This window comes from Mycobacterium sp. IS-2888, from assembly GCF_001954215.1.
Classification (GTDB): Bacteria; Actinomycetota; Actinomycetes; order Mycobacteriales; family Mycobacteriaceae; genus Mycobacterium.
Map to the genome: position 1 here is coordinate 1 of NZ_MBET01000094.1, position 18,547 is coordinate 18,547.

General features: G+C 66.9%; 20 protein-coding genes, 1 tRNA gene and 1 pseudogene. 13 read left to right on the top strand and 9 right to left on the bottom strand.

Features of this window, described 5'->3' with window-relative positions; translation table 11 throughout:
- Nucleotides 1-115: class I SAM-dependent methyltransferase (locus A5745_RS24455; RefSeq protein ID WP_175879821.1), on the top strand; the 115-nt coding region annotated here is incomplete at its 5' end.
- A 7-nt stretch (nt 116-122) separates the two neighbouring features.
- Here A5745_RS24455 and A5745_RS16850 read toward each other — a convergent pair.
- From A5745_RS16850 to menJ, 3 genes are read right to left on the bottom strand one after another with little or no spacing between them, the layout of a single operon-like run.
- Nucleotides 123-509: a DUF732 domain-containing protein gene (locus A5745_RS16850; protein ID WP_076060878.1), complete on the bottom strand. Its 387-nt coding sequence runs from the start codon at nt 507-509 to the stop codon at nt 123-125.
- Nucleotides 510-551: 42 nt separating this feature from the next.
- Nucleotides 552-1,223: a class I SAM-dependent methyltransferase gene (locus A5745_RS16855; RefSeq protein ID WP_076117498.1), complete on the bottom strand. Its 672-nt coding sequence runs from the start codon at nt 1,221-1,223 to the stop codon at nt 552-554.
- Between the two features lie 56 nt (nt 1,224-1,279).
- The gene (gene menJ / locus A5745_RS16860; RefSeq protein WP_139329663.1) at nt 1,280-2,506 is read right to left on the bottom strand and encodes a menaquinone reductase; all 1,227 of its coding nucleotides are present in this window, start codon (nt 2,504-2,506) and stop codon (nt 1,280-1,282) included.
- A 47-nt stretch (nt 2,507-2,553) separates the two neighbouring features.
- Between menJ and grcC1 the strand changes: the two genes are divergently transcribed.
- From grcC1 to A5745_RS24775, 3 genes and pseudogenes are all read left to right on the top strand, one after another.
- Nucleotides 2,554-3,561 carry a nonaprenyl/(2E,6E)-farnesyl/geranylgeranyl diphosphat synthase gene (gene grcC1, locus A5745_RS16865; protein WP_076117860.1) on the top strand — a complete coding sequence of 336 codons (1,008 nt, stop codon included), beginning with the start codon at nt 2,554-2,556 and terminating at the stop codon, nt 3,559-3,561.
- 81 nt (nt 3,562-3,642) lie between these two features.
- Nucleotides 3,643-4,497, top strand: coding sequence for a zinc metalloprotease HtpX (gene htpX / locus A5745_RS16870; protein ID WP_076060885.1), 855 nt, complete (start codon nt 3,643-3,645; stop codon nt 4,495-4,497).
- 127 nt (nt 4,498-4,624) lie between these two features.
- Nucleotides 4,625-4,949 (top strand): annotated as a pseudogene (locus A5745_RS24775) (type II toxin-antitoxin system HicB family antitoxin).
- Here the strand turns inward: A5745_RS24775 and A5745_RS16880 are convergent.
- Nucleotides 4,946-5,365: a hypothetical protein gene (locus A5745_RS16880; protein ID WP_076117503.1), complete on the bottom strand. Its 420-nt coding sequence runs from the start codon at nt 5,363-5,365 to the stop codon at nt 4,946-4,948. The pseudogene A5745_RS24775 and the gene A5745_RS16880 sit on opposite strands and share 4 nt — an antisense overlap.
- Nucleotides 5,366-5,464: 99 nt before the next feature.
- Between A5745_RS16880 and A5745_RS16885 the strand changes: the two genes are divergently transcribed.
- Entirely contained in the window at nt 5,465-6,121 is a 657-nt protein-coding gene (locus A5745_RS16885) for a TetR/AcrR family transcriptional regulator (RefSeq protein ID WP_076060970.1), read from the top strand.
- A 60-nt stretch (nt 6,122-6,181) separates the two neighbouring features.
- Nucleotides 6,182-6,442, top strand: a complete 261-nt coding sequence (locus A5745_RS16890; RefSeq protein ID WP_076060888.1) for a helix-turn-helix transcriptional regulator — start codon at nt 6,182-6,184, stop codon at nt 6,440-6,442.
- Here the strand turns inward: A5745_RS16890 and A5745_RS16895 are convergent.
- The 4 genes from A5745_RS16895 to A5745_RS16910 all read right to left on the bottom strand — a co-directional run bounded on the left by A5745_RS16895 (nt 6,439) and on the right by A5745_RS16910 (nt 11,337).
- On the bottom strand, nt 6,439-7,956 hold the full coding sequence (locus A5745_RS16895; protein ID WP_076117506.1) for a SulP family inorganic anion transporter: 1,518 nt from the start codon (nt 7,954-7,956) through the stop codon (nt 6,439-6,441). The two genes, A5745_RS16890 and A5745_RS16895, sit on opposite strands and share 4 nt — an antisense overlap.
- 228 nt (nt 7,957-8,184) lie before the next feature.
- Nucleotides 8,185-9,210, bottom strand: coding sequence for an NAD(P)H-dependent glycerol-3-phosphate dehydrogenase (locus A5745_RS16900; protein ID WP_076060891.1), 1,026 nt, complete (start codon nt 9,208-9,210; stop codon nt 8,185-8,187).
- Between the two features lie 41 nt (nt 9,211-9,251).
- On the bottom strand, nt 9,252-10,763 hold the full coding sequence (locus tag A5745_RS16905) for an NAD(P)/FAD-dependent oxidoreductase (protein WP_076117508.1): 1,512 nt from the start codon (nt 10,761-10,763) through the stop codon (nt 9,252-9,254).
- Nucleotides 10,764-10,845: 82 nt separating this feature from the next.
- Nucleotides 10,846-11,337, bottom strand: a complete 492-nt coding sequence (locus A5745_RS16910) for a YajQ family cyclic di-GMP-binding protein (RefSeq protein WP_076060895.1) — start codon at nt 11,335-11,337, stop codon at nt 10,846-10,848.
- Between the two features lie 69 nt (nt 11,338-11,406).
- On the opposite strand from A5745_RS16910, the gene A5745_RS16915 reads away from it, so the two are divergent.
- A tRNA-Tyr gene (locus tag A5745_RS16915) sits at nt 11,407-11,492 on the top strand.
- Between the two features lie 18 nt (nt 11,493-11,510).
- Here A5745_RS16915 and A5745_RS16920 read toward each other — a convergent pair.
- On the bottom strand, nt 11,511-12,833 hold the full coding sequence (locus A5745_RS16920) for a hypothetical protein (protein ID WP_076117511.1): 1,323 nt from the start codon (nt 12,831-12,833) through the stop codon (nt 11,511-11,513).
- An 80-nt stretch (nt 12,834-12,913) separates the two neighbouring features.
- Here A5745_RS16920 and A5745_RS16925 point away from each other — a divergent pair, with 80 nt between their 5' ends.
- From A5745_RS16925 to A5745_RS16950, 6 genes are read left to right on the top strand one after another with little or no spacing between them, the layout of a single operon-like run.
- Nucleotides 12,914-14,356, top strand: coding sequence for an amidase (locus A5745_RS16925; protein WP_076117513.1), 1,443 nt, complete (start codon nt 12,914-12,916; stop codon nt 14,354-14,356).
- Entirely contained in the window at nt 14,353-14,724 is a 372-nt protein-coding gene (locus tag A5745_RS16930; RefSeq protein WP_076117516.1) for a hypothetical protein, read from the top strand. Before A5745_RS16925 ends, A5745_RS16930 begins: the two co-directional genes overlap by 4 nt.
- A gap of 48 nt (nt 14,725-14,772) precedes the next feature.
- Complete coding sequence (locus A5745_RS16935) at nt 14,773-15,633, top strand: adenylate/guanylate cyclase domain-containing protein (protein ID WP_083662973.1); 861 nt, start codon at nt 14,773-14,775, stop codon at nt 15,631-15,633.
- Nucleotides 15,539-16,687: a galactose-1-phosphate uridylyltransferase gene (galT, locus tag A5745_RS16940; protein WP_076117518.1), complete on the top strand. Its 1,149-nt coding sequence runs from the start codon at nt 15,539-15,541 to the stop codon at nt 16,685-16,687. The genes A5745_RS16935 and galT overlap by 95 nt, the downstream gene beginning before the upstream one ends.
- Complete coding sequence (locus A5745_RS16945) at nt 16,684-17,781, top strand: galactokinase (protein ID WP_076117521.1); 1,098 nt, start codon at nt 16,684-16,686, stop codon at nt 17,779-17,781. Before galT ends, A5745_RS16945 begins: the two co-directional genes overlap by 4 nt.
- On the top strand, nt 17,782-18,543 hold the full coding sequence (locus A5745_RS16950) for a Mut7-C RNAse domain-containing protein (RefSeq protein WP_076117523.1): 762 nt from the start codon (nt 17,782-17,784) through the stop codon (nt 18,541-18,543).
- The last annotated feature ends 4 nt before the right edge of the window (nt 18,544-18,547 follow it).

Consider the following 18,547-nt stretch of genomic DNA (forward strand, 5'->3'; position numbering starts at 1 on the left):
CGACCAGGCGACGCTGGCGGGTCGAATTTCGGCCGCGGGTTGGTCAGCGGTGCGGTGGCGCAACCTGACGGGCGGCATTGTCGCCTTGCACGCCGCGTACAAGGCGCTGCGTTGACCGGGGCCTAGCGACCGGCGCTTTGTACGAAGCCGACCTGGTCGGGGCAGTAGTGGTCGACCGCGGCGCCGAGGAACTGGAACGCCTGCCCCTCGGTGGTGCCGCGCGGCAGGTTGCGCTGGATGAAGTTGGCCGACTTGTACGGGTCGGTGTCCACGCCCCTGCCGATTCGGTCACAGGTGATCTTGCCCAGCCACGCCAGTTGGTCCTGCGGCTGGTAGATGCCGAACCCGTTCACGGTGTTCTTGAACGGAGCGTCGTAGTCGCTGGGCGGCGACGGTGTCCGGGGCGTCGGATACGGCGCAGTTGGCGGTGGATCGGCGTACACCGGCGCGGCCAGCGCGATGGCTGCGGCCGCCATGGTGACGCTTGCAAGCAGCTTGGTACCCCTCATTAGCAGGACTATACACCTCGGCGATGGCTCGAAATTGGCAAATCAGTCCCGGTGCGCGGACAACAGCCAGGCACCGACGGACCGCAGGCCGCTGGGTTCTTCGCGGAATCCAGCGAACGGCATATCGGGAAAGCTGTCGGGCAGGTTGGCGTGGATACGGGCCGGCCGGATCTCGTCGACCACCCAGAACTTGCGCACCGCGTCGCGCAACTCGTCGGCGGTGACGGCATTGATCGGACCCTCGGGCACGGCCGCTTTGTCGAAGACCAGGGCGAAGTACGAGGCGCCCGGCGCGGCGGCGCGGCTGATCGACCGCTGGTAGCCCTCGCGCGCCTCCACCGGGATGGAGTGGAACAGGGTGCTGTCGACGATGGTGCCGAACCGGCCGTCATATCCGCTGAATTCGCTGATGTCGGCGACCTCGAAGGTGACGTTGGTCAGGCCCCGCTTCTCGGCCTCGCGACGTGCTAGATCGACGGCGGTGGGCGACAGGTCCAGTCCCACCGTGTTGTAGCCGCGCTCGGCGAGCGCCAGCGAGATGGCGGCTTCCCCGCAGCCCACGTCGAGCACGTCGCCGTGGAACCTGCCCTGCTCGATCAGCGCGGCGAGCTCCGGCTGCGGGGCGTCGATGCTCCATGGCGGCCGCACGCCCGCACCGAACGGGGATTCACCGCGGTAGGCCGCCTCGAACTGGAAATCTGTTGGCTGAGTCATGGCCCATGTATATCAAGCGCCCTGATACATGTCAATGAACTTGATATAAACCCGCTTCAGCTGAACGGCGTGCGGCGGTCGATCAGTCGCGACAGCCGACCCCCGCCGCGCCATACCCGCGCCACCCAGTCGGCATCGTCGTCGGTGACCAGGTTGGCCATCACGCGCACGGCGATGGTCATGAGCGTTGTGGAGCGCATCGCGATCGGCCCGGTGGCGGGCAGGAAGCGTTGGAAGGTGAGCAGCAACGCCAGCCTGCGCGCCACTGAGAACCCGCGGCCGTAGTGGTGTTGCAGCAGCGAGGGCCACACCCGCGACAGGTCGCGGGTGTCCAGCAGCTCGGCGGCCAGGCGTCCGGTCTCCAGGCCGTAGTCGATGCCTTCGCCGTTGAGCGGGTTGACGCAGGCCGCGGAGTCGCCGATCAGCATCCAATTCGGCCCGGCCACTCCCGACACCGCGCCGCCCATCGGCAGCAGCGCCGAAGCCACCGCGCGGGGCTGGCCGGTAAAGCCCCACTCGTCGCGGCGCAGGTCGGTGTAGTACGAAATCAGCGGCCGCAGCGCCAGATCCGCCGGCCGCTTCGACGTCGACAACGCTCCCACGCCGATGTTCACCTCGCCGTTGCCGAGCGGAAAAATCCAGCCGTAGCCGGGCAGCACGGCGCCGTCGGGGGAGCGGAGTTCGAGATGCGACGTCAGCCAGGGGTCGTCGCTGCGCGGGGTGGTCAGGTAGCCGCGGGCGGCCACGCCGTACACCGTCTCTTGATGCCAGCGCCGGCCCAGTTTGCGCCCCAACGACGACCGGGCCCCGTCGGCGACGATGAGCCGGCGACAGCGCACCTCGGTGCCGTCGGCCAATGTCAGTGACGTCACCCGTCTCGATGAGTCATGGTGGGTGGCAACGGCTTTGGTTCCGAGCAGCATCCGCGCGCCGGCGTCTTCGGCGACCTTGCGGATTCGGTCGTCCAGCTCGAAGCGGGCCACCGCGCTGCCGGTCGACGGGAACGACGGTCCGGGCCAATCCACTTCCAGCTCGCCGCCGAATCCGCTCATCCGCAGACCCCGATGCCTGATGCGGCTATCCAGCCAGTCGCCCAGGCCCAGCCGTTCCAGCTCGGCGACGGCGCGCGGGGTCAGCCCGTCACCGCAGGCCTTGTCGCGGGGGAAGCTGGCCGAGTCGACGACCAGGACGTCGCGGCCCGCGCGCGCGGCCCAGGCTGCCGCGGCCGAACCCGCGGGCCCGGCGCCCACGACTACCACGTCGGCCTTGGTCTCCACGCTCACCAGTATGTTGGTCGAGTGAGTACTCCGGCGAACAGCGGGTGGGTCGGGTGAGGACTCCCGCAACGGTGGTGGCGGGCGTGGACTTCGGCGACGCCGCGTTCGCCGCGACGGTCCGCGACGGTGTCGCGAAAATCGAGCAGCTCATGGACACCGAACTGCGCAGCGCCGACGCGATCATGACCGACTCACTGACCCACCTGTTCAAGGCCGGCGGCAAGCGGTTCCGGCCGCTTTTCACCGTGCTGTCCGCGCAGATCGGACCCCATCCGGAGGCCGCGGAGGTGACGATCGCCGGCGCGGTCATCGAGCTGGTGCACCTGGCCACGCTTTACCACGACGACGTGATGGACGAGGCGGAGGTGCGCCGCGGCGCCCCGACGGCGAACGTGCGCTGGAGCAACAACGTCGCGATCCTGGCGGGCGACTATCTGTTCGCGACGGCGTCGCGGCTGGTCTCGCGCCTGGGCCCAGAGGCGGTGCGGCTCATCGCCGAAACCTTCGCTCAGCTGGTCACCGGCCAGATGCGCGAGACCCGCGGTGTCGCCGAAGCATCGGATTCGATCGAGCACTACCTGAAGGTGGTGTACGAGAAGACCGCCTGCCTGATCTCGGCCGCCGGCGAGTTCGGCGCCATGTTCTCCGGGGCGGACGACGACCAGGTCGCGCGGCTGAGCCGGCTCGGCGGCCTGGTGGGCACCGCGTTTCAGATCTCCGACGACATCATCGACATCGACAGCGACTCCCGCGAATCGGGGAAGCTGCCCGGGACCGATGTGCGCGAAGGGGTGCACACCCTGCCGATGCTCTACGCGCTGGCCGAAACGGGACCCGAGGCGGCGCGGCTGCGCGAGCTGCTGGCCGGGCCCGTCGACGATGACGACGCCGTGACCGAGGCCCTGACGCTGTTGCGGGCCTCGCCTGGCATGGCCAAGGCCAAAGACTTCCTGGCGCAATATGCCGCTAAAGCCCATCATGAGCTGGCCCTTTTGCCCGACGTGCCCGGGCGGCACGCGATGCAGGCGCTGGTCGACTACACCATCAGCCGGCACGGCTAGCGCTGATTGCGGAACTCCGCCCGCCGTTTCAGGCGTTCAATAGGCTGAAGTCCGCGACAGAGTGGTCCGAGGAGGACACCGATGACCTGGCATCCCCATGCCAACAGGCTGAAGACCTTCGCCCTGTTGGTCGGTATGTCCGTGTTGATCGTGCTGGTGGGCTCGCTGTTCGGCAGGACTGCGATGTGGCTGGCGGTCCTGTTCGCGATCGGCATGAACGCCTACACCTACTTCAACAGCGACAAGCTGGCGCTGCGTGCGATGCACGCGCAGCCCGTCTCCGAGCTGCAGTCACCGGCGATGTACCGGATCGTGCGCGAACTGGCCACCTCCGCGCACCAGCCGATGCCCAGGCTGTACATCAGCGACACGAACGCCCCCAACGCTTTCGCCACCGGACGCAACCCGCGCAACGCCGCGGTGTGCTGCACCACCGGCATTTTGGGCATCCTCAGCGAGCGTGAGCTGCGCGCCGTGCTCGGGCACGAACTTTCGCACGTCTACAACCGCGACATCCTGATCTCTTGTATCGCCGGCGCCCTGGCGTCGGTGATCACGGCACTGTCCTACATAGCGATGTTCTTCGGCGGTGACGACCGGGATGGCGAGAATCCCTTTGCGCTGCTGCTGGTTTCGCTGTTGGGCCCGATCGCCGCGACGGTCGTGCGGCTGGCGGTGTCGCGTTCGCGCGAATACCAGGCCGACGAGTCGGGTGCCGTGCTGACCGGTGACCCGCTGGCGCTGGCATCGGCGCTGCGCAAGATCTCCGGCGGCGTGCAGGCGGCGCCGCTGCCGCCGGAGCCGCAGCTGGCCAGTCAGGCGCACCTGATGATCGCCAACCCGTTCCGTGCGGGTGAGCGAATCGGGTCGCTGTTCTCGACGCACCCGCCGATCGAGGACCGCATCCGCCGGCTGGAAGCGATGGCGCGGGGTTAGGGCCTTCTTGGATTTGATAGCGCATGCGCTATCAAATTTTGAGCAAGCCTCATGGTCCGGACAGCCCGGCTCCGGTTGGGGATGAGTGAGTCACGAAATCGATAGCGCATGTGCTATCAATTCCGGCGTGAACCGCTATGCCTATCGCATCGAATGGTCGCCCGATCGCGACGAATACGTAGGTGTGTGCATTGAGCTGCCTTACTTGAGGCGCGAAGCACCGACCGCGGCACAAGCCGTCGTCGCGATCGAGAACGCTGTCGATCAGCATGTGGACAGCATTCTCCGAACGCGGCTATAGCGGCACATTCGTCGTCAGGACGTCCCCTGAGCTCCATGGGCGCCTTGCCGTCGAGGCCGCCGAGCAACGGGTTTCGATGGATCAGTGGGTTGTTGAGAAGCTCAGCGGGCGAGACCTGAGCGGCGGCCTCGGGCCCTACGGGTTCGATTAGGTCTTGACGGGTGGAAACCAGGGCGCTCCCCGAAGGGGGCGGTAGTCGGCGACGGCGAATGCGGTTGCAGTTGCTGAGATCAGCGCGACGAAGACGCCGGGCTGCCGCGTCGCGTGTTCAGGAAAGTTAAAGGGAATCAGCCAGGCGAGCAGCAACATTGAGGTGGTGTTCAGCAGGTCGGTTGCGGCGATAAGCGATAGATCAGGGCGGCCCGCCCCATACTGTCCGCCGGTGATCGCCGTGGCGATCCCGAGCACGCCGGCGGCCCCGAACAACGCGGCGGCTACTGCGTTGAGCTCCCAACCGGTGCGGTAGACGCCCTGAACGCCTGCCCAGGGTAAAAACACCGCGACGATTAACGAGGCGCCGCCGGCGCCGGCGATCAGCCGTCGGTATATGGATGTTTTCGTGGCCATGTCCGTCCTCCGGGTGAGTGCGGTGGGTCAGTCCCGCGTCGCATAACAACTGTTATTCCCTGTCACGAACATAACGGCCGTTATGGCATCATGTCAATGATGCGTTCGGCCGACACCACGTTGAACACCCGCGACCGTCTGGTCGCCGCCGCTTTGCTCGTCCTCGAGAGAGACGGACCGGCGGCGATTCAAGCGCGCACGCTAGCTGGCGAGATCGGCACGTCCACAATGGCGGTGTACACGCACTTTGGGGGAATGCCCAAGCTGATCGAAGCGATGATGCGTGAAGGCCTTGCGCGCTTCGCCGAGCACACTCGCGGGGTTCCCCACACCGACGACCCGATGGCTGATCTCCTCGCCGGCGGACTTGCCTACGGCGAGTTCGCACTCCAAAACCCGCAGATGTACCGGTTGTTGTTCGGTCTCACCGACCTTGGAGTCGACAAACTCCCTGAGGGTGTCGCCACACCCTGGGATCTCGCCGAGGGAGTCGACGCATTGTCGGTGCTGGTCAGCGCCGTCGAGCGGGTCATTGAAACGGGGCGGATCCGACCGCAGGAGCCGACCGCTGTGGCCACCCAAATCCTGAGTGCCACACACGGATTCGTGCTCCTGGTGATGAGTGGAATAGTCGACTCCCGCGGAGCGCAGGACGTGATGGCACCGTTGGCGATCAACTTGATGGTGGGTCTCGGTGACACGCGCCGGCGCGCCGAACGCTCCCTGGCCGCCGCGATCAAAGCGCGCGCGTCGTAGCAATAAAACGAATCACGCCGAATCAATACGTACCATGGGCGTTACGGATCGATTGGCTACATGGAAGCAGTGATTCCGATGCCGGAAGCTAACTCAATGGATATCCACGAAGCCGGATTGTCACTGGACCTGCCCGATTTGATATTCGAGACGCGCGTCGGCGCAGGCATGAACCAGGCCCAGCTGGCCGATGCACTGGGTATCGACAAGGACGTGGTCGCCGCCTGGGAGAAGGGGAGTGACGTGCCGCGCATCGATGTGCTGGAACGCCTGGCCCAAGTGTGCGGCAAGCGCCTGCACATCAGGATCGACGTCGACTAGGCCGCCGCTTCGGGTCTTTCGGGTTCGACCAGCTCGCGAACGGGCCGGCGGGCATGGCCCGTCTCGAACTCACCGTGGATTCGGATGCTGCCGCCCGTGGCCTCATACTGCTGCCGCCAGTCGGTAATCGCTTGGTGCGCAGCATGATCCATGTAGTTGACTGAAATGCTGACCGACACCGTGTGGCCGGTCGGGACCGACGCCAGCACGCGGGTCAGCCGGGGCAGGGCGAGAAATGTGCACGCGGTGCCCTCGATGATCACCTGCCATTCGTCGCGGACGGCCTTCGCCTCGACCTTGACACGGATCACCCGCCATCCGGTCAACGCGATCGCCAACGCGAGTCCGATCATCACGCCGTGCAGCAGATTGAGGAAGATGACGCTGACCGCCGTCACCACGTACACGGCGAGATCCCGGTGCTTCATTGCGGTTTCGATGTGCGCGGGCTTGAGCAATTGAATGCCGATGACGATGAGCAGTCCGGCAAGGGCGGCGGCCGGGATTTTCTCGACCAATTCCGCGAATGGAACCGTGAACAGCAAGATCCAGACGCCGTGCAGCATCGAGGAGGCGCGGGATTTCGCGCCCGCGTAGACATTCGTTGAGCTGCGCACGATCACGCCGGTGATCGGCAGCCCGCCGATGCTGCCCGACACGATGTTTGCGGCACCCTGTCCGATCAATTCGCGGTCGAAGTCGGTGCGCGGGCCGTGGTGCATCCGGTCGACGGAAACCGCCGACAGCAGGCTTTCGACGCTGGCGATGAGCGCGACCGTAATCACGCCGATTGCCACCGCGCCCCAGTTGCCATGCGGAATGTCGGGCAGCCGCAACGCGTTCAGCGGCGACTCGTCGATCTCGATCCGCCTCACGTGGAACGGGAAGGCCAGGGAGATGATCGTCGCCGCCACGATGGCGACCAGCGGGCCCGGGATGAAGCGCAGGCGCCCCGGAACCCAGCGCCAGGCGACCATGATGACGATCACCAGGACGCCGAGCAGCACCCCCGGCCGATGCGCGCCGATGATTTGGCCCGGCAGGCCGATGAGGTTGTGCCAGGCTGTGCTTTTGGATCTGCCGCCCAGCAACACGTGCGCCTGCTGCAGCGCGATCGTGATCCCGATCCCGGCCAGCATGGCGTGCACGACGACCGGCGAGATCGCCAGGGCCGCTCGCGCGATGCGGCTGAGCCCCAACAGAACCTGCAGCACGCCCGCGGCGGCGGTGATCAAACACGTTACGCCCCAACCGAAATCGGAGATAAGGCCGGCGACCACCACCGTCAGGCCGGCGGCGGGGCCGCTGACCTGCAGCGGCGATCCGCCGATGGCTCCGACAATGATGCCACCGACGATCGCGGCGATCAGACCGGCCAGGACCGGGGCGTTCGACGCGATGGCGATTCCGAGCGACAACGGAAGCGCGACCAGGAAAACCACGAGCGAAGAGGGCAAGTCGTGCCGCAGAATCGATCGCAATCGGTCGGAGGACAGCGCCTCGATATGGTGCATCGGTTGCTCCCTCGTTAGGACTAGCGGGGGACGTTCCGATATCCCGCCCTTGCGTTCAGTAACGTCTGCGTAACTGATTGGCGCACAAACGATTACACCCAGCGCAGCACGATGGGAACGCTTGGCTACCTCGTTCGACGGTATGGGCCAGCAAAACCTCGGTCAAGCTGACGGGGCGGGCGCATATGGAATGCAAATGTTTTCGTAACGCCCCGTTCAGCAGGCCAGTTAGAAGCCCGAGCCGTGTACCTCGTGCCCCGGTACCTCGGCGATCAGCCCGTGATAGGCCTGCTCGACGGACGAGCCGTGGTTGATGACCGCGTCGACCTCACGGGCGATCGGCATGTTCAGGCCGAACTCGTTGGCGAACTCCATGATCACGCTGGCGGCCTTGACCCCCTCGGCGACCTGGTTCATCGACGCGATGATCTCGTCGATCGGCTTGCCGGCTCCCAGCTGCTCGCCTACGTGGCGGTTCCGGCTGCGCTGGCTGGTGCAGGTGACGATCAGATCGCCCAGGCCGGCGAGCCCGGGGAAGGTGTCGGGATGACCGCCGATGGCCACGCCGAGCTTCGTCATCTCGCGCAAGGCGCGCGCGATGACCAGCGCGCGGGTGTTCTCCCCGATGCCCAGCGAGTAACCCATCCCCACCGCGATCGCGAAGACGTTCTTCAGAGCCCCCGCCATCTCCGCGCCGACGACGTCGTCGGTGGTGTAGACGCGGAAGCGCCGGGTGCGGAACAACGCCGCCAGCCGGGTAGCCAAATGCTGGTCGGGCATCGCCAGCACCGCCGCCGCGGCATACCCTTCGGCCACCTCGCGGGCGATGTTCGGCCCGGCCAGGATCCCCGCCGGGTGCCCGGGCAGGACCTCCTCGACGATCTGCGACATCCGCATGTTGGTGCCCTGCTCGAGCCCCTTGACCAGGGATACCACCGGCACCCACGGCCGCAGCTCTTTCGTCAGCTCGGTCAGCACGCCCCGGAAACCGTGCGAGGGCACACCCATGACGACCACGTCGGCGGCGTTGGCGGCCTCGGCGAAGTCGGTGGTCGCGCGCAGGGTGTCGCTCAGCACGACGTCGTTGCCGAGGTAGCGGTGATTGCGGTGGTTGTCGTTGATGTCCTTGGCGGTCGCCTCGGAGCGCACCCACTGCAGCGTCGGTCCGCGGCGCGCACAGATCGACGCCACCGTGGTTCCCCAGGAACCGCCACCGAGGACTACGACTTTGGGTTCGCGCTTCGTAGCTGCCATGGCGATCAGCGTATTGCCGACACTCGCGATTTAGAAGCAGTTCATCCGGCCAGGGGCGCCCGGTCGCCCGCCCGGCCGAACACCATCGCCTCCTCGATACGGTCGAACCGGTAGTCGATCGCGTCGGCGAGGTAGTTCTGCCGGACATTCCACGGCCGCTTGGTGCCCGACTTGGGCAGCGCGTGCAACGAGCGCTTCACATAGTTGGCCTGAATGTCCCAGGCCGGCTTCTCGGCCATGGGCTGATCGCCCAGGTGCGGAGCGGCGTGCGTGTAGCCGTGAGAGGCCATGTGCGCCATCAGCTTTGCGGTTGCCCGAGCGGTGATATCGGCCCGCAGCGTCCACGACGCGTTGGTATAGCCCACGCACCAGAACAGGTTGGGCACGTCTTCGAGCATGTGCGCCTTGTAGACGAAGCGGTCCCGCGGGTTGATCTCTACGCCGTCGATGCTGATCGTGGCCCCGCCCAGCGCCTGCAGCTGCAGGCCGGTGGCGGTGACGATGACGTCGGCGTCGAGGTGGCCGCCCGATTGCAGCGCGATGCCGGTGGCGTCGAAGTGGTCGATGTGGTCGGTGACCACCTCGGCGCGGCCTCCGGCGATCGCGGTGTACAGGTCGGCGTCGGGAATCAGGCACATCCGCTGGTCCCACGGGTTGTATCGCGGCTTGAAGTGCGTGTCGATGTCGTAGCCGTCGGGCAGATACCGGGTCGCCACGTATCGCAGCAGCCGCTTGATCAGCCCGGGCGTCTTGCGGGAGAAAAACCAGAACACCGCCTCGGTCAGCGCGGAGTATGTCCGGGTGACCAAGTGGGCGGCCCTGCGCGGCAACACTTTACGAGCCGCCGCGGCGACCCTGCTGTATTTCGATGCCGCCATCATGTAGGTCGGCGAGCGCTGCAGCATGATCACTTTCGCCGCGCGTTCGGCCAGTGCGGGGATGAGGGTGATCGCGGTGGCGCCGCTGCCGATGACCACGATCTTCTTGCCGCTGTAGTCCAGGTCTTCCGGCCAGTGCTGCGGATGCACGACGGTGCCGCGGAAGTCCTCGATGCCGGGGAAGTCGGGGGTGTAGCCCTCGTCGTAGTTGTAGTAGCCGCTGCCGAAGAACAGGAACCGGCTGCGGTAGTGCTGCGTCGCCCCGTCTTGTTCGACCGTGACCGTCCAGGTGTCGGTGGACGAATCCCAGTCCGCGGAACGCACGTAGCTGCCGAACCGGATGTGGCGGTCGATGCCGTGCTTGCGCGCGGTCGCGATCAGGTACTCGCGGATGTGGGTGCCGTCGGCGACGCCCTCCCTGCGGGTCCACGGCTCGAACGGATAGCTCAGCGTGAAGATGCTGCTGTCGGAGCGCACCCCGGGGTAGCGGAACAGGTCCCAGGTGCCCCCGATCCGCTCGCGCCGCTCCAGGATGGCGTAGGTCGTGTGGGGGTTGCGCTCGGTGATCCGGTAGGCCGCGCCGATGCCGGAGATACCCGCGCCCACGATCACGACGTCGAAGTACCCGGCGTCGGCCGCGCCGTCGCCGGCGGCCTCCTGGGGAGTCACGGTCATCGTGAACCTCGCTTGATTCGTGGGACTCGGCACTACCTTAGGCACCCACCGGTTGGTTGGGCCAGCAGCCAGATCCCCCGCGCTACCGGTAGTTGACGAACTGCAGCGCTACGTCGAGGTCGGCCTTCTTCAGCATCGCGATCACGGCCTGTAGGTCGTCGCGCTTCTTGCTGGTGACGCGGACCTCATCGCCCTGGATCTGCGTTTTGACGTTCTTGGGCCCCTCGTCGCGGATCAGCTTGGTGATCTTCTTGGCGTTCTCGCTGTTGATGCCCTGCTTCAGGGTGCCGGTGACCTTGTAGGTCTTGCCCGAGGCCTGTGGCTCGCCGGCCTCGAAGGCCTTCATGGAGATGTCGCGGCGGACCAGCTTTTCCTTGAAGACGTCGACGGCGGCCTTGACGCGCTCCTCGGTGGACGACGTCAGCTCGACCGCCTCGTCGCCCTTCCAGGCGATCTTGGTGTCGGTGCCACGAAAGTCGAACCGGGTGGCCAGCTCCTTGGCGGCTTGGTTGAGCGCGTTGTCGACCTCCTGCCGGTCGATCTTGCTGACGATGTCGAACGATGAGTCCGCCATTCGATCCGTCCCTTCATCAGGTGATAGCCGTTTGTGCCCTGTCTACCCGTTCGTTGTAACCTGTCTGGCGGCAGGTTGCCCGAGCGGCCAATGGGAGCGGACTGTAAATCCGTCGGCTTACGCCTACACAGGTTCGAATCCTGTACCTGCCACCAAGGTCAGCGCCGGAAGATTCAGAACCACGGACCGGGATAGTGTCCGTCCTGGTCCTGCACCATCACGATCTCCTTGCACTCGCCGGCGGAGTCCGCCGCGGTCTCACCGCGGCAGACCAGCGTCCAGCCGTTGATCCGCGCGAAGGGGCGCACCGACCAGTTCGGGGCGACCGGATCGGGACCGGGCAACGCGATGACCGAGAACGTGTTGCCCACGTTCGTGATGTAGAGGTGATCACCGAAGAAAGCCACCTTGGCGATCGGTTGCTTCAAGGCGTCGTCGCGGTTCTTCAGAAAGTCCCAGTGCTGTGTTCGCAGGTTCCAGACCCCGAACCCGAACTGCGAATTCTCCGACACGCGGCCGTCGACGAACAATTTCCCGTCCGACAGCGTCGTCGCCAGGCCACCGCCCGAGATCCGGTCGGAATCGCCGATCTTGATGACGGTCTTGGAGTTCAGGTCGAAGAACATGGTCGACACGGCCGTGGGGGAGTCCTGATGTGTGATCTTCACGAGTTTGTCTGGGCCATCGGATAATTCGGCGTCGACGGACACAACGTCGTTGTCCTGGTATATCGCTTCCCCGTTGGGCCGGCGGAGCTCGGCTCCCGTCGTCTTACCCTCCGTCGTGTTGCGCTGGAATGCGAGAACGTCCTGCCAGGTCCGGGCTGGCTGCGGGTCGTTCCACGTCGCGGAAAGGTCTGCGCCGGACAGGATTACGGTCCGCGGCGGTGATGTCGCGGTGTGGCCGTCGGTGAAGGCGTTCACCCACGCCACTCCGGATGCCGTTGCGCCGAGCCCCCATCCGTTCGGTGCGGTCAATTTCAGGTCAGGGGTGGGTGGCTGCAGCTCCTTGGTGGCCAGCGGCTGGCCGGACTTGAAATCGAAGGCATACGCGGTCGTCTTGGTGACTTCGGGGGCGGGCGCTTGGGCCGGCTTGACGGTGGTTACCAGGTAGACGACTTTCATGTCGTCGGCGACGCCCGTCAGCGCGCAGATCGCGCCCGTGAGATTCTCACCCGCGGGCACCGTGGGGACAGCAGGTGCTACATACTGTCCGGTTTTGGTATCGAAGACCTTGGGGCGGATGTCCTCGAGTGCCGACTTGGCGACCGAGAACCTTTCGGGACACCCGAAGTAGGCGGTGCCGCCGTAGCTTTTCCAATCCTTTTCCAACGGACCCGTTATCGGGGCTGGCGGGGGCGGCGCGCTGGCGGTCGTCGTGTGAGACGTCGTCGACGAGGTGGTCGGCGTGAACGGGGGCGGCGACACCGTCGCCGAACACGCGGCGACGGCAAGACAGATGCCGGGCACGGCGAGGGCGACCTTGCCTCCGGGCATAACCAACGAGCGTAAAGGCGGGCGGGTGCAATCGCGACTTCTGCACGGCGGTTTTGATCACACGTGATAGACCAAGAGCCATGAGCAAACTTGCCGACGAGACACGGTGGATGGATGCCACGGACCAGGCCGCGCTGGTGTCGAAAGGCGAGGTCACGGCCGGTGAGTTGGTGGACGCGGCGATTGAGCGGATCGAGCAAGCCAACCCGTCGTTGAACGCCGTGGTCATCGAGTGGTTCGAACACGCGCGGTCGGTGGCCGCCGATCCAGGCCTGCCACAGGGGCCGTTCCGCGGCGTCCCGTTTCTGCTCAAGGACCTCTACACGAGTTTCGCCGGCCAGACCCTGTCGAACGGCAACGTGGCGCTCAAAGAAGCGGGCAAGATCGACGCCGCCGACACGACGCTGGTGGCCCGGTTCAAGGCGGCCGGGCTCGTGATCGCGGGGCGGACCAATAGCCCGGAGATGGGCAGCCTGCCGACCACGCAGCCGGTGGCTTGGGGGCCGACGCGCAATCCGTGGGCGCTGGATCGCACGCCGGGCGGGTCGAGTGGGGGCGCCGCCGCGGCCGTCGCCGCCGGGATGGTGCCGTTCGCCAACGCCTCGGACGGCGGTGGCAGCATCCGGATCCCGGCGTCGTGCTGCGGGCTGGTGGGACTCAAGCCGAGCCAGGGACGGATCACGGCCGGGCCGCTGCGCACCGAGGCGGGCCTGGGGGTCGAACTGTGCGTCAGCCGCACGGTGCGCGACACGGCGAGCCTGCTCGACGCGGTGCACGGTCCGGGTGTCGGCGACAGCGTGATCGCGCCGGCGCCCCAGCGGCCGTACGCCACGGAGGTCGGCGCCGATCCGGGCCGGCTGCGCATCGGCCTGCTCGACGTCCATCCGCGCGGCGACTTCCTGCATCCGGACTGCGTCGCGGCCGTGCGGGCGGCGGCGTCGATGCTGGAGGGGCTCGGCCACATCGTCGAGCCCGCCTGGCCGGCGTGCCTCGCCGATACCTCGTTGGTCGAAAAGTTCATGGCGCTGTGGGCGACGCAGATGGCCATGGCGGCCCGCGGATTCGGCGAGACGCTCGGGCGCGAAATGACGGCCGACGACATCGAGCCGGTGAACTGGGTGCTGGTCCAGCAGGCGAGCCGGTTGACCGCCGTCGACTACGCCGACGCCCAGGCCGCGGGATGGGCCTTCCGCAGGGCGGTGCAGGGCTGGTGGGCCGACGGCTGGGACCTGCTCCTCACCCCGACGCTCGCGGAGCCGCCGCTGCCGCTGACGGAGTTCGAGAACAATCCCGAGCAGCCCACCGCGCCCATGCGCCGTGCCGGCCAATTCGCTGCGTTCACACCGCCATTCAACATGAGCGGTCAGCCGGCGATCAGCCTTCCGCTGCACCGCAACGGCGAGGGTCTACCCATCGGAATCCAGCTCGCCGCCGCCTACGGCCGCGAGGACGTTCTGATTCGCGTTGCGGCCCAACTGGAATCGGCCCACCCCTGGGCGTCGGTTCACCCGCCGATCCCGTGACGTTGGAGCAGAGATCAACTTCGCCCGACGGTCGATACAAAGTCTGCGTCGACCCGTTCGAGGCACGCGCTTCCCAGTGGGTGGAGACGCCCGAATTGATTGATTCCGCTACCGACAGAGCACTTCTGGCCCTGACGGATCGCTACTGGCACCTGGATTCGGCCGACTGGCGAAGCCAGTCGGTGGTGATCATGGATTTGCGGCACTTCCCGGATGGCCGCCCCCAGTACCGGGTCGACATCGACTGCGAGCAACTCACCGCAAGCGTTGATGGCGATGGGCCTTACCCCCTAGGGCAACTCGGCAAGGCGCTGGAGCGCGCCAGCGGGGCGCCCTCGCCGGCGCCGGGCCCCGGCGATCCCATTTGAGGCGGATGCCTCATGTGCCGTAACGGCGTCGGGGTGGACCATTTCACCATGATTGACGGCAAGACCCCGCGCCAGAACGCGCCGGTGACCCCGGAGCAGCGCTGGGACAAGGTGTTGACCGAAGGTCACGCGCCTTTGGTGAGCGCGCGGCGGGTGTTTCGCTACCTGCCGTCGGCCCCACGTTGCAAGCTGTGCAACAACCCCTTTGGTGGCCTGATCGGCCGCGCTTTCGCCGCGGCCGGGTTCCGACCGTCGCGCAAGAACCCCAATCTGTGCAGTCGTTGTTGTGATGTGCTGCCCCCCGGTGGCGCGGAGGTCGATATCGCAGTGTTGTTCGCCGACGTTCGCGGCTCCACCGCGCTGGGCCAGCGCGCGGTTGCGGCAGATTTCGCCGCGTTGCTCAACCGGTTCTACGTCGTGGCGACACAGACCCTGCTGCGGCACGACGCGGTGATCGACAAACTCATCGGCGACGAGATCATGGCGTTCTTTGTTCGGGGCATCAGCGGTCCGCAATACCGGCGGCGCGCGGTTCTGGCCGCGACGGAGCTGATCGAGGCGGTCGGGTACGGCAGCGACGAGGGGCCTTGGCTGAAGCTAGGCGTAGCGGTCAATGCGGGGGTCGCATACGTCGGCAACGTCGGGGGCGCGGTGGTCGATTTCACCGCCCTCGGTGATCCGGTCAACGTGTCGGCCCGGATGCAACAACACGCCGCCGGCGGGGAGTTGCTCGTCGCATCCGGAGTGGCCGACGAGCTGATGGGAATGGCGCCGCGGCGGCGACTCGACCTGCGCGGGCACGATCGGCCGATCGATGCCTTCGTTCTGGATTCGGCCTCGCGCGGCGGCCAAGCTAGTCTTCAACGTCGTGACACCGCCGACGCGGGCCAAGCTGGCCGACGGCCGTGACCTGCTTTTCTTTTCGCTGCCCGGGCACCGACCGGCCCCGGTCGAAGACCGCAGGCCGCTGCCGCCGCGCGACCCCGACCAGTCGCACTTGCGGTTCGACCGCTCGACCGGACAGTGGGTGATCATCGCGGCGCTACGCCAAGACCGCACCTATAAGCCGCCGCCGGACCAGTGCCCGCTGTGTCCGGGCCCGACCGGGCTGACCAGCGAGGTGCCCGCCCCCGATTACGACGTCGTCGTTTTCGAGAACCGCTTCCCGAGCCTGTCCGGCGCCTCAGCCGGTCATCCGGCGCCGGTGCCGCCCGCCGGTGACGGCTTCGTGTCCGCTCCCGCGCATGGGCGCTGCGAGGTGATCTGCTTTTCCAGCGACCACACCGGGTCGTTCGCGCAGCTGCAACCGCCGCATGCCCGCCTCGTCGTGGACGCGTGGCGGCACCGCACGGCCGATTTGATCGCAAAGCCCGGCATCGAGCAGGTTTTCTGTTTCGAAAACCGCGGCGAGGAAATCGGGGTGACGCTGACCCATCCGCACGGTCAGATCTACGGCTACCCGTATCTGACGCCGCGCACCGCTGCCATGCTCGGCCAGGCCCGCGAACATCGAATGCGCCACGGCGGCAACCTCTTTGCCGACCTCCTGGCGCGCGAGATCGCCGACGGCAGCCGCGTGATCGCGCGCACCGAGCTGTTCACGGCGTTCGTGCCGTTCGCGGCGCGCTGGCCGGTCGAGGTGCACATCTACCCGAACAGGTTCGTGCACAACCTTGCCGACCTCGACGAAGACGAACTGAACGGGTTCGCCCAGATCTACCTCGACGTGCTGGGACGGTTCGACCGAATGTATTCGGCTCCGCTGCCATACATTTCGGCGCTGCACCAGTTCGCAGACACGCACGACCAGGCCGACGGCTACTTCCACGTCGAGCTGATGTCGATCCGGCGCAGCGCCACCAAGCTGAAGTACCTGGCGGCCTCCGAATCGGCGATGGACGCGTTCATCGGCGACGTCACGCCCGAAGCGGTGGCCCACCGGCTGCGGGAGCTCGGCCGATGACCGACTCGAGCGTGCGGTACGCCGCCCCCGGGCGGATCAACCTGATCGGGGAACACACCGACTACAACCTCGGGTTCGCGCTGCCGATCGCGCTTCCGCAACGCACCCTGGTGACTTTTCTCCCCGACGGCGGCGACGCGATCACCGTGGGCAGCGATCGCGCGGACGGCTCGGTGCGCATTCCTCTCGACACCGCTCCCGGCGGCGTGTCCGGTTGGGCCGGCTACGTGGCCGGGGTGATGTGGGCGCTGCGACAGGCCGGCCACCCGGTGCCCGGGGGCGCGATGTCGATCACCAGCGACGTGGAGATGGGGTCGGGCCTGTCCTCCTCGGCGGCATTGGAATGCGCAACCCTCGGTGCGATCGCGGCGGCCGCCGGTGTGCGCATCGACGCAACGGAGCGGGCGCGGCTGGCTCAGCGCGCCGAAAACGAATACGTCGGCGCCCCAACGGGTTTGCTCGACCAGCTGGCCTCGCTGTTCGGGCGGCCCGCTACGGCACTGCTGATCGACTTTCGCGATGTCACGGTCGAACCGGTGGCCTTCGACCCCGAAGGCCGCGGCGTCACGCTGCTGCTGATCGACTCCCGGGCACGCCACCGTCACGCCGGCGGTGACTACGCGGCCCGGCGCGCCTCGTGCGAGCGTGCGGCCGCCGACCTGGGCGTGTCAACACTGCGTGATCTGCAGGATCGCGGCCCGTCGGTTCTGGCGAGAGTGACCGACCCGACGGACGCCCGCCGTGCCCGTCACGTGCTCACCGAGAACCGCCGGGTAACTGATTTCGTTGGCGCCCTGGGTGATTCGGACTTCGTCGAAGCCGGTCGCATCTTTACCGCCTCGCACGCCTCCATGCGCGACGACTTCGAAATCACCACCGAGCACATCGACCTGATCGCCGATGCCGCGGTCGGCGCGGGCGCCCTGGGTGCCCGGATGACCGGCGGCGGGTTCGGGGGCTGCGTGATCGCCCTGGTCCCTACCGACCGGACGGATTCGGTCGGCGCGGCGGTGCGACGGGCCGTGTCCGACGCGGGGTTTGAGCGGCCGGTGATCACCAGAACCCATGCGGCCGCGGGCGCGGGGCCCCAGTAGGTGGACGAACCGCCGGGAGTCGGCTTCGTCGAGGTTCGGGCGTATGCCGAACTGAACGACTTCCTGGCGCCCGAGCTCCGCGGCGCCACCGTGCGCCGCCCGTTCCGTTCCCACCAGACCGTCAAGGACGTGCTGGAGGCAATGGGCATTCCGCACACCGAGATTGACCTGATCCTGGTCAACGGTGATCCGGCCGGCTTCGACCACCGGCCAACGGCGGGCGACCGCATCGCCGCGTACCCGATGTTCGAGGCGCTCGACGTCGCGTCGACCGCAAAACTTCGGCCGGTGCCGTTGCGCGATCCGCGATTCGTCGTCGATGTGAACCTCGGCCGGCTCGCGCGGCTGCTGCGCGTCCTCGGCTTCGACGCGTGGTGGTCGAGTGATGCCGACGACGTTGCCCTGGCCCGCATCAGCCTCGACGAGCAGCGAATCCTGCTGACCCGCGATCGCGGCCTGCTGAAGCGCCGGGCCATCACGCATGGCCTCTTCGTCCACTCCCAGGATCCCGAGCAACAGGCCCTCGAGGTGATTCGGCGACTGGACCTACGCGAACGGCTGGCGCCGCTCACCCGCTGCCTGCACTGCAACGGCGCATTGGTCGCGGTCGACAAGCGCGACGTGATCGACGAGCTCGAGCCGTTGACCGCCCAGTACTACGAGGAATTCAGCCGCTGCGCCGGGTGTGGCCGCATCTACTGGGCCGGCTCGCATTTCGCAAAGTTGCTCGGCCTCGTCGAACGGCTGCGCGCGCAGCTTTGATCGG

Bases quoted from the DNA above. Each gene is read 5' to 3' on its own strand.
- A5745_RS16850 (WP_076060878.1), bottom strand. From the start codon at position 509: ATGAGGGGTACCAAGCTGCTTGCAAGCGTCACCATGGCGGCCGCAGCC.
- A5745_RS16855 (WP_076117498.1), bottom strand. From the start codon at position 1,223: ATGACTCAGCCAACAGATTTCCAGTTCGAGGCGGCCTACCGCGGTGAA.
- htpX (WP_076060885.1), top strand. From the start codon at position 3,643: ATGACCTGGCATCCCCATGCCAACAGGCTGAAGACCTTCGCCCTGTTG.
- A5745_RS16880 (WP_076117503.1), bottom strand. From the start codon at position 5,365: ATGGCCACGAAAACATCCATATACCGACGGCTGATCGCCGGCGCCGGC.
- A5745_RS16885 (WP_076060970.1), top strand. From the start codon at position 5,465: ATGCGTTCGGCCGACACCACGTTGAACACCCGCGACCGTCTGGTCGCC.
- A5745_RS16890 (WP_076060888.1), top strand. From the start codon at position 6,182: ATGGAAGCAGTGATTCCGATGCCGGAAGCTAACTCAATGGATATCCAC.
- A5745_RS16895 (WP_076117506.1), bottom strand. From the start codon at position 7,956: ATGCACCATATCGAGGCGCTGTCCTCCGACCGATTGCGATCGATTCTG.
- A5745_RS16900 (WP_076060891.1), bottom strand. From the start codon at position 9,210: ATGGCAGCTACGAAGCGCGAACCCAAAGTCGTAGTCCTCGGTGGCGGT.
- A5745_RS16905 (WP_076117508.1), bottom strand. From the start codon at position 10,763: ATGACCGTGACTCCCCAGGAGGCCGCCGGCGACGGCGCGGCCGACGCC.
- A5745_RS16910 (WP_076060895.1), bottom strand. From the start codon at position 11,337: ATGGCGGACTCATCGTTCGACATCGTCAGCAAGATCGACCGGCAGGAG.
- A5745_RS16920 (WP_076117511.1), bottom strand. From the start codon at position 12,833: ATGCCCGGAGGCAAGGTCGCCCTCGCCGTGCCCGGCATCTGTCTTGCC.
- A5745_RS16925 (WP_076117513.1), top strand. From the start codon at position 12,914: ATGAGCAAACTTGCCGACGAGACACGGTGGATGGATGCCACGGACCAG.
- A5745_RS16935 (WP_083662973.1), top strand. From the start codon at position 14,773: ATGATTGACGGCAAGACCCCGCGCCAGAACGCGCCGGTGACCCCGGAG.
- galT (WP_076117518.1), top strand. From the start codon at position 15,539: ATGCCTTCGTTCTGGATTCGGCCTCGCGCGGCGGCCAAGCTAGTCTTC.
- A5745_RS16945 (WP_076117521.1), top strand. From the start codon at position 16,684: ATGACCGACTCGAGCGTGCGGTACGCCGCCCCCGGGCGGATCAACCTG.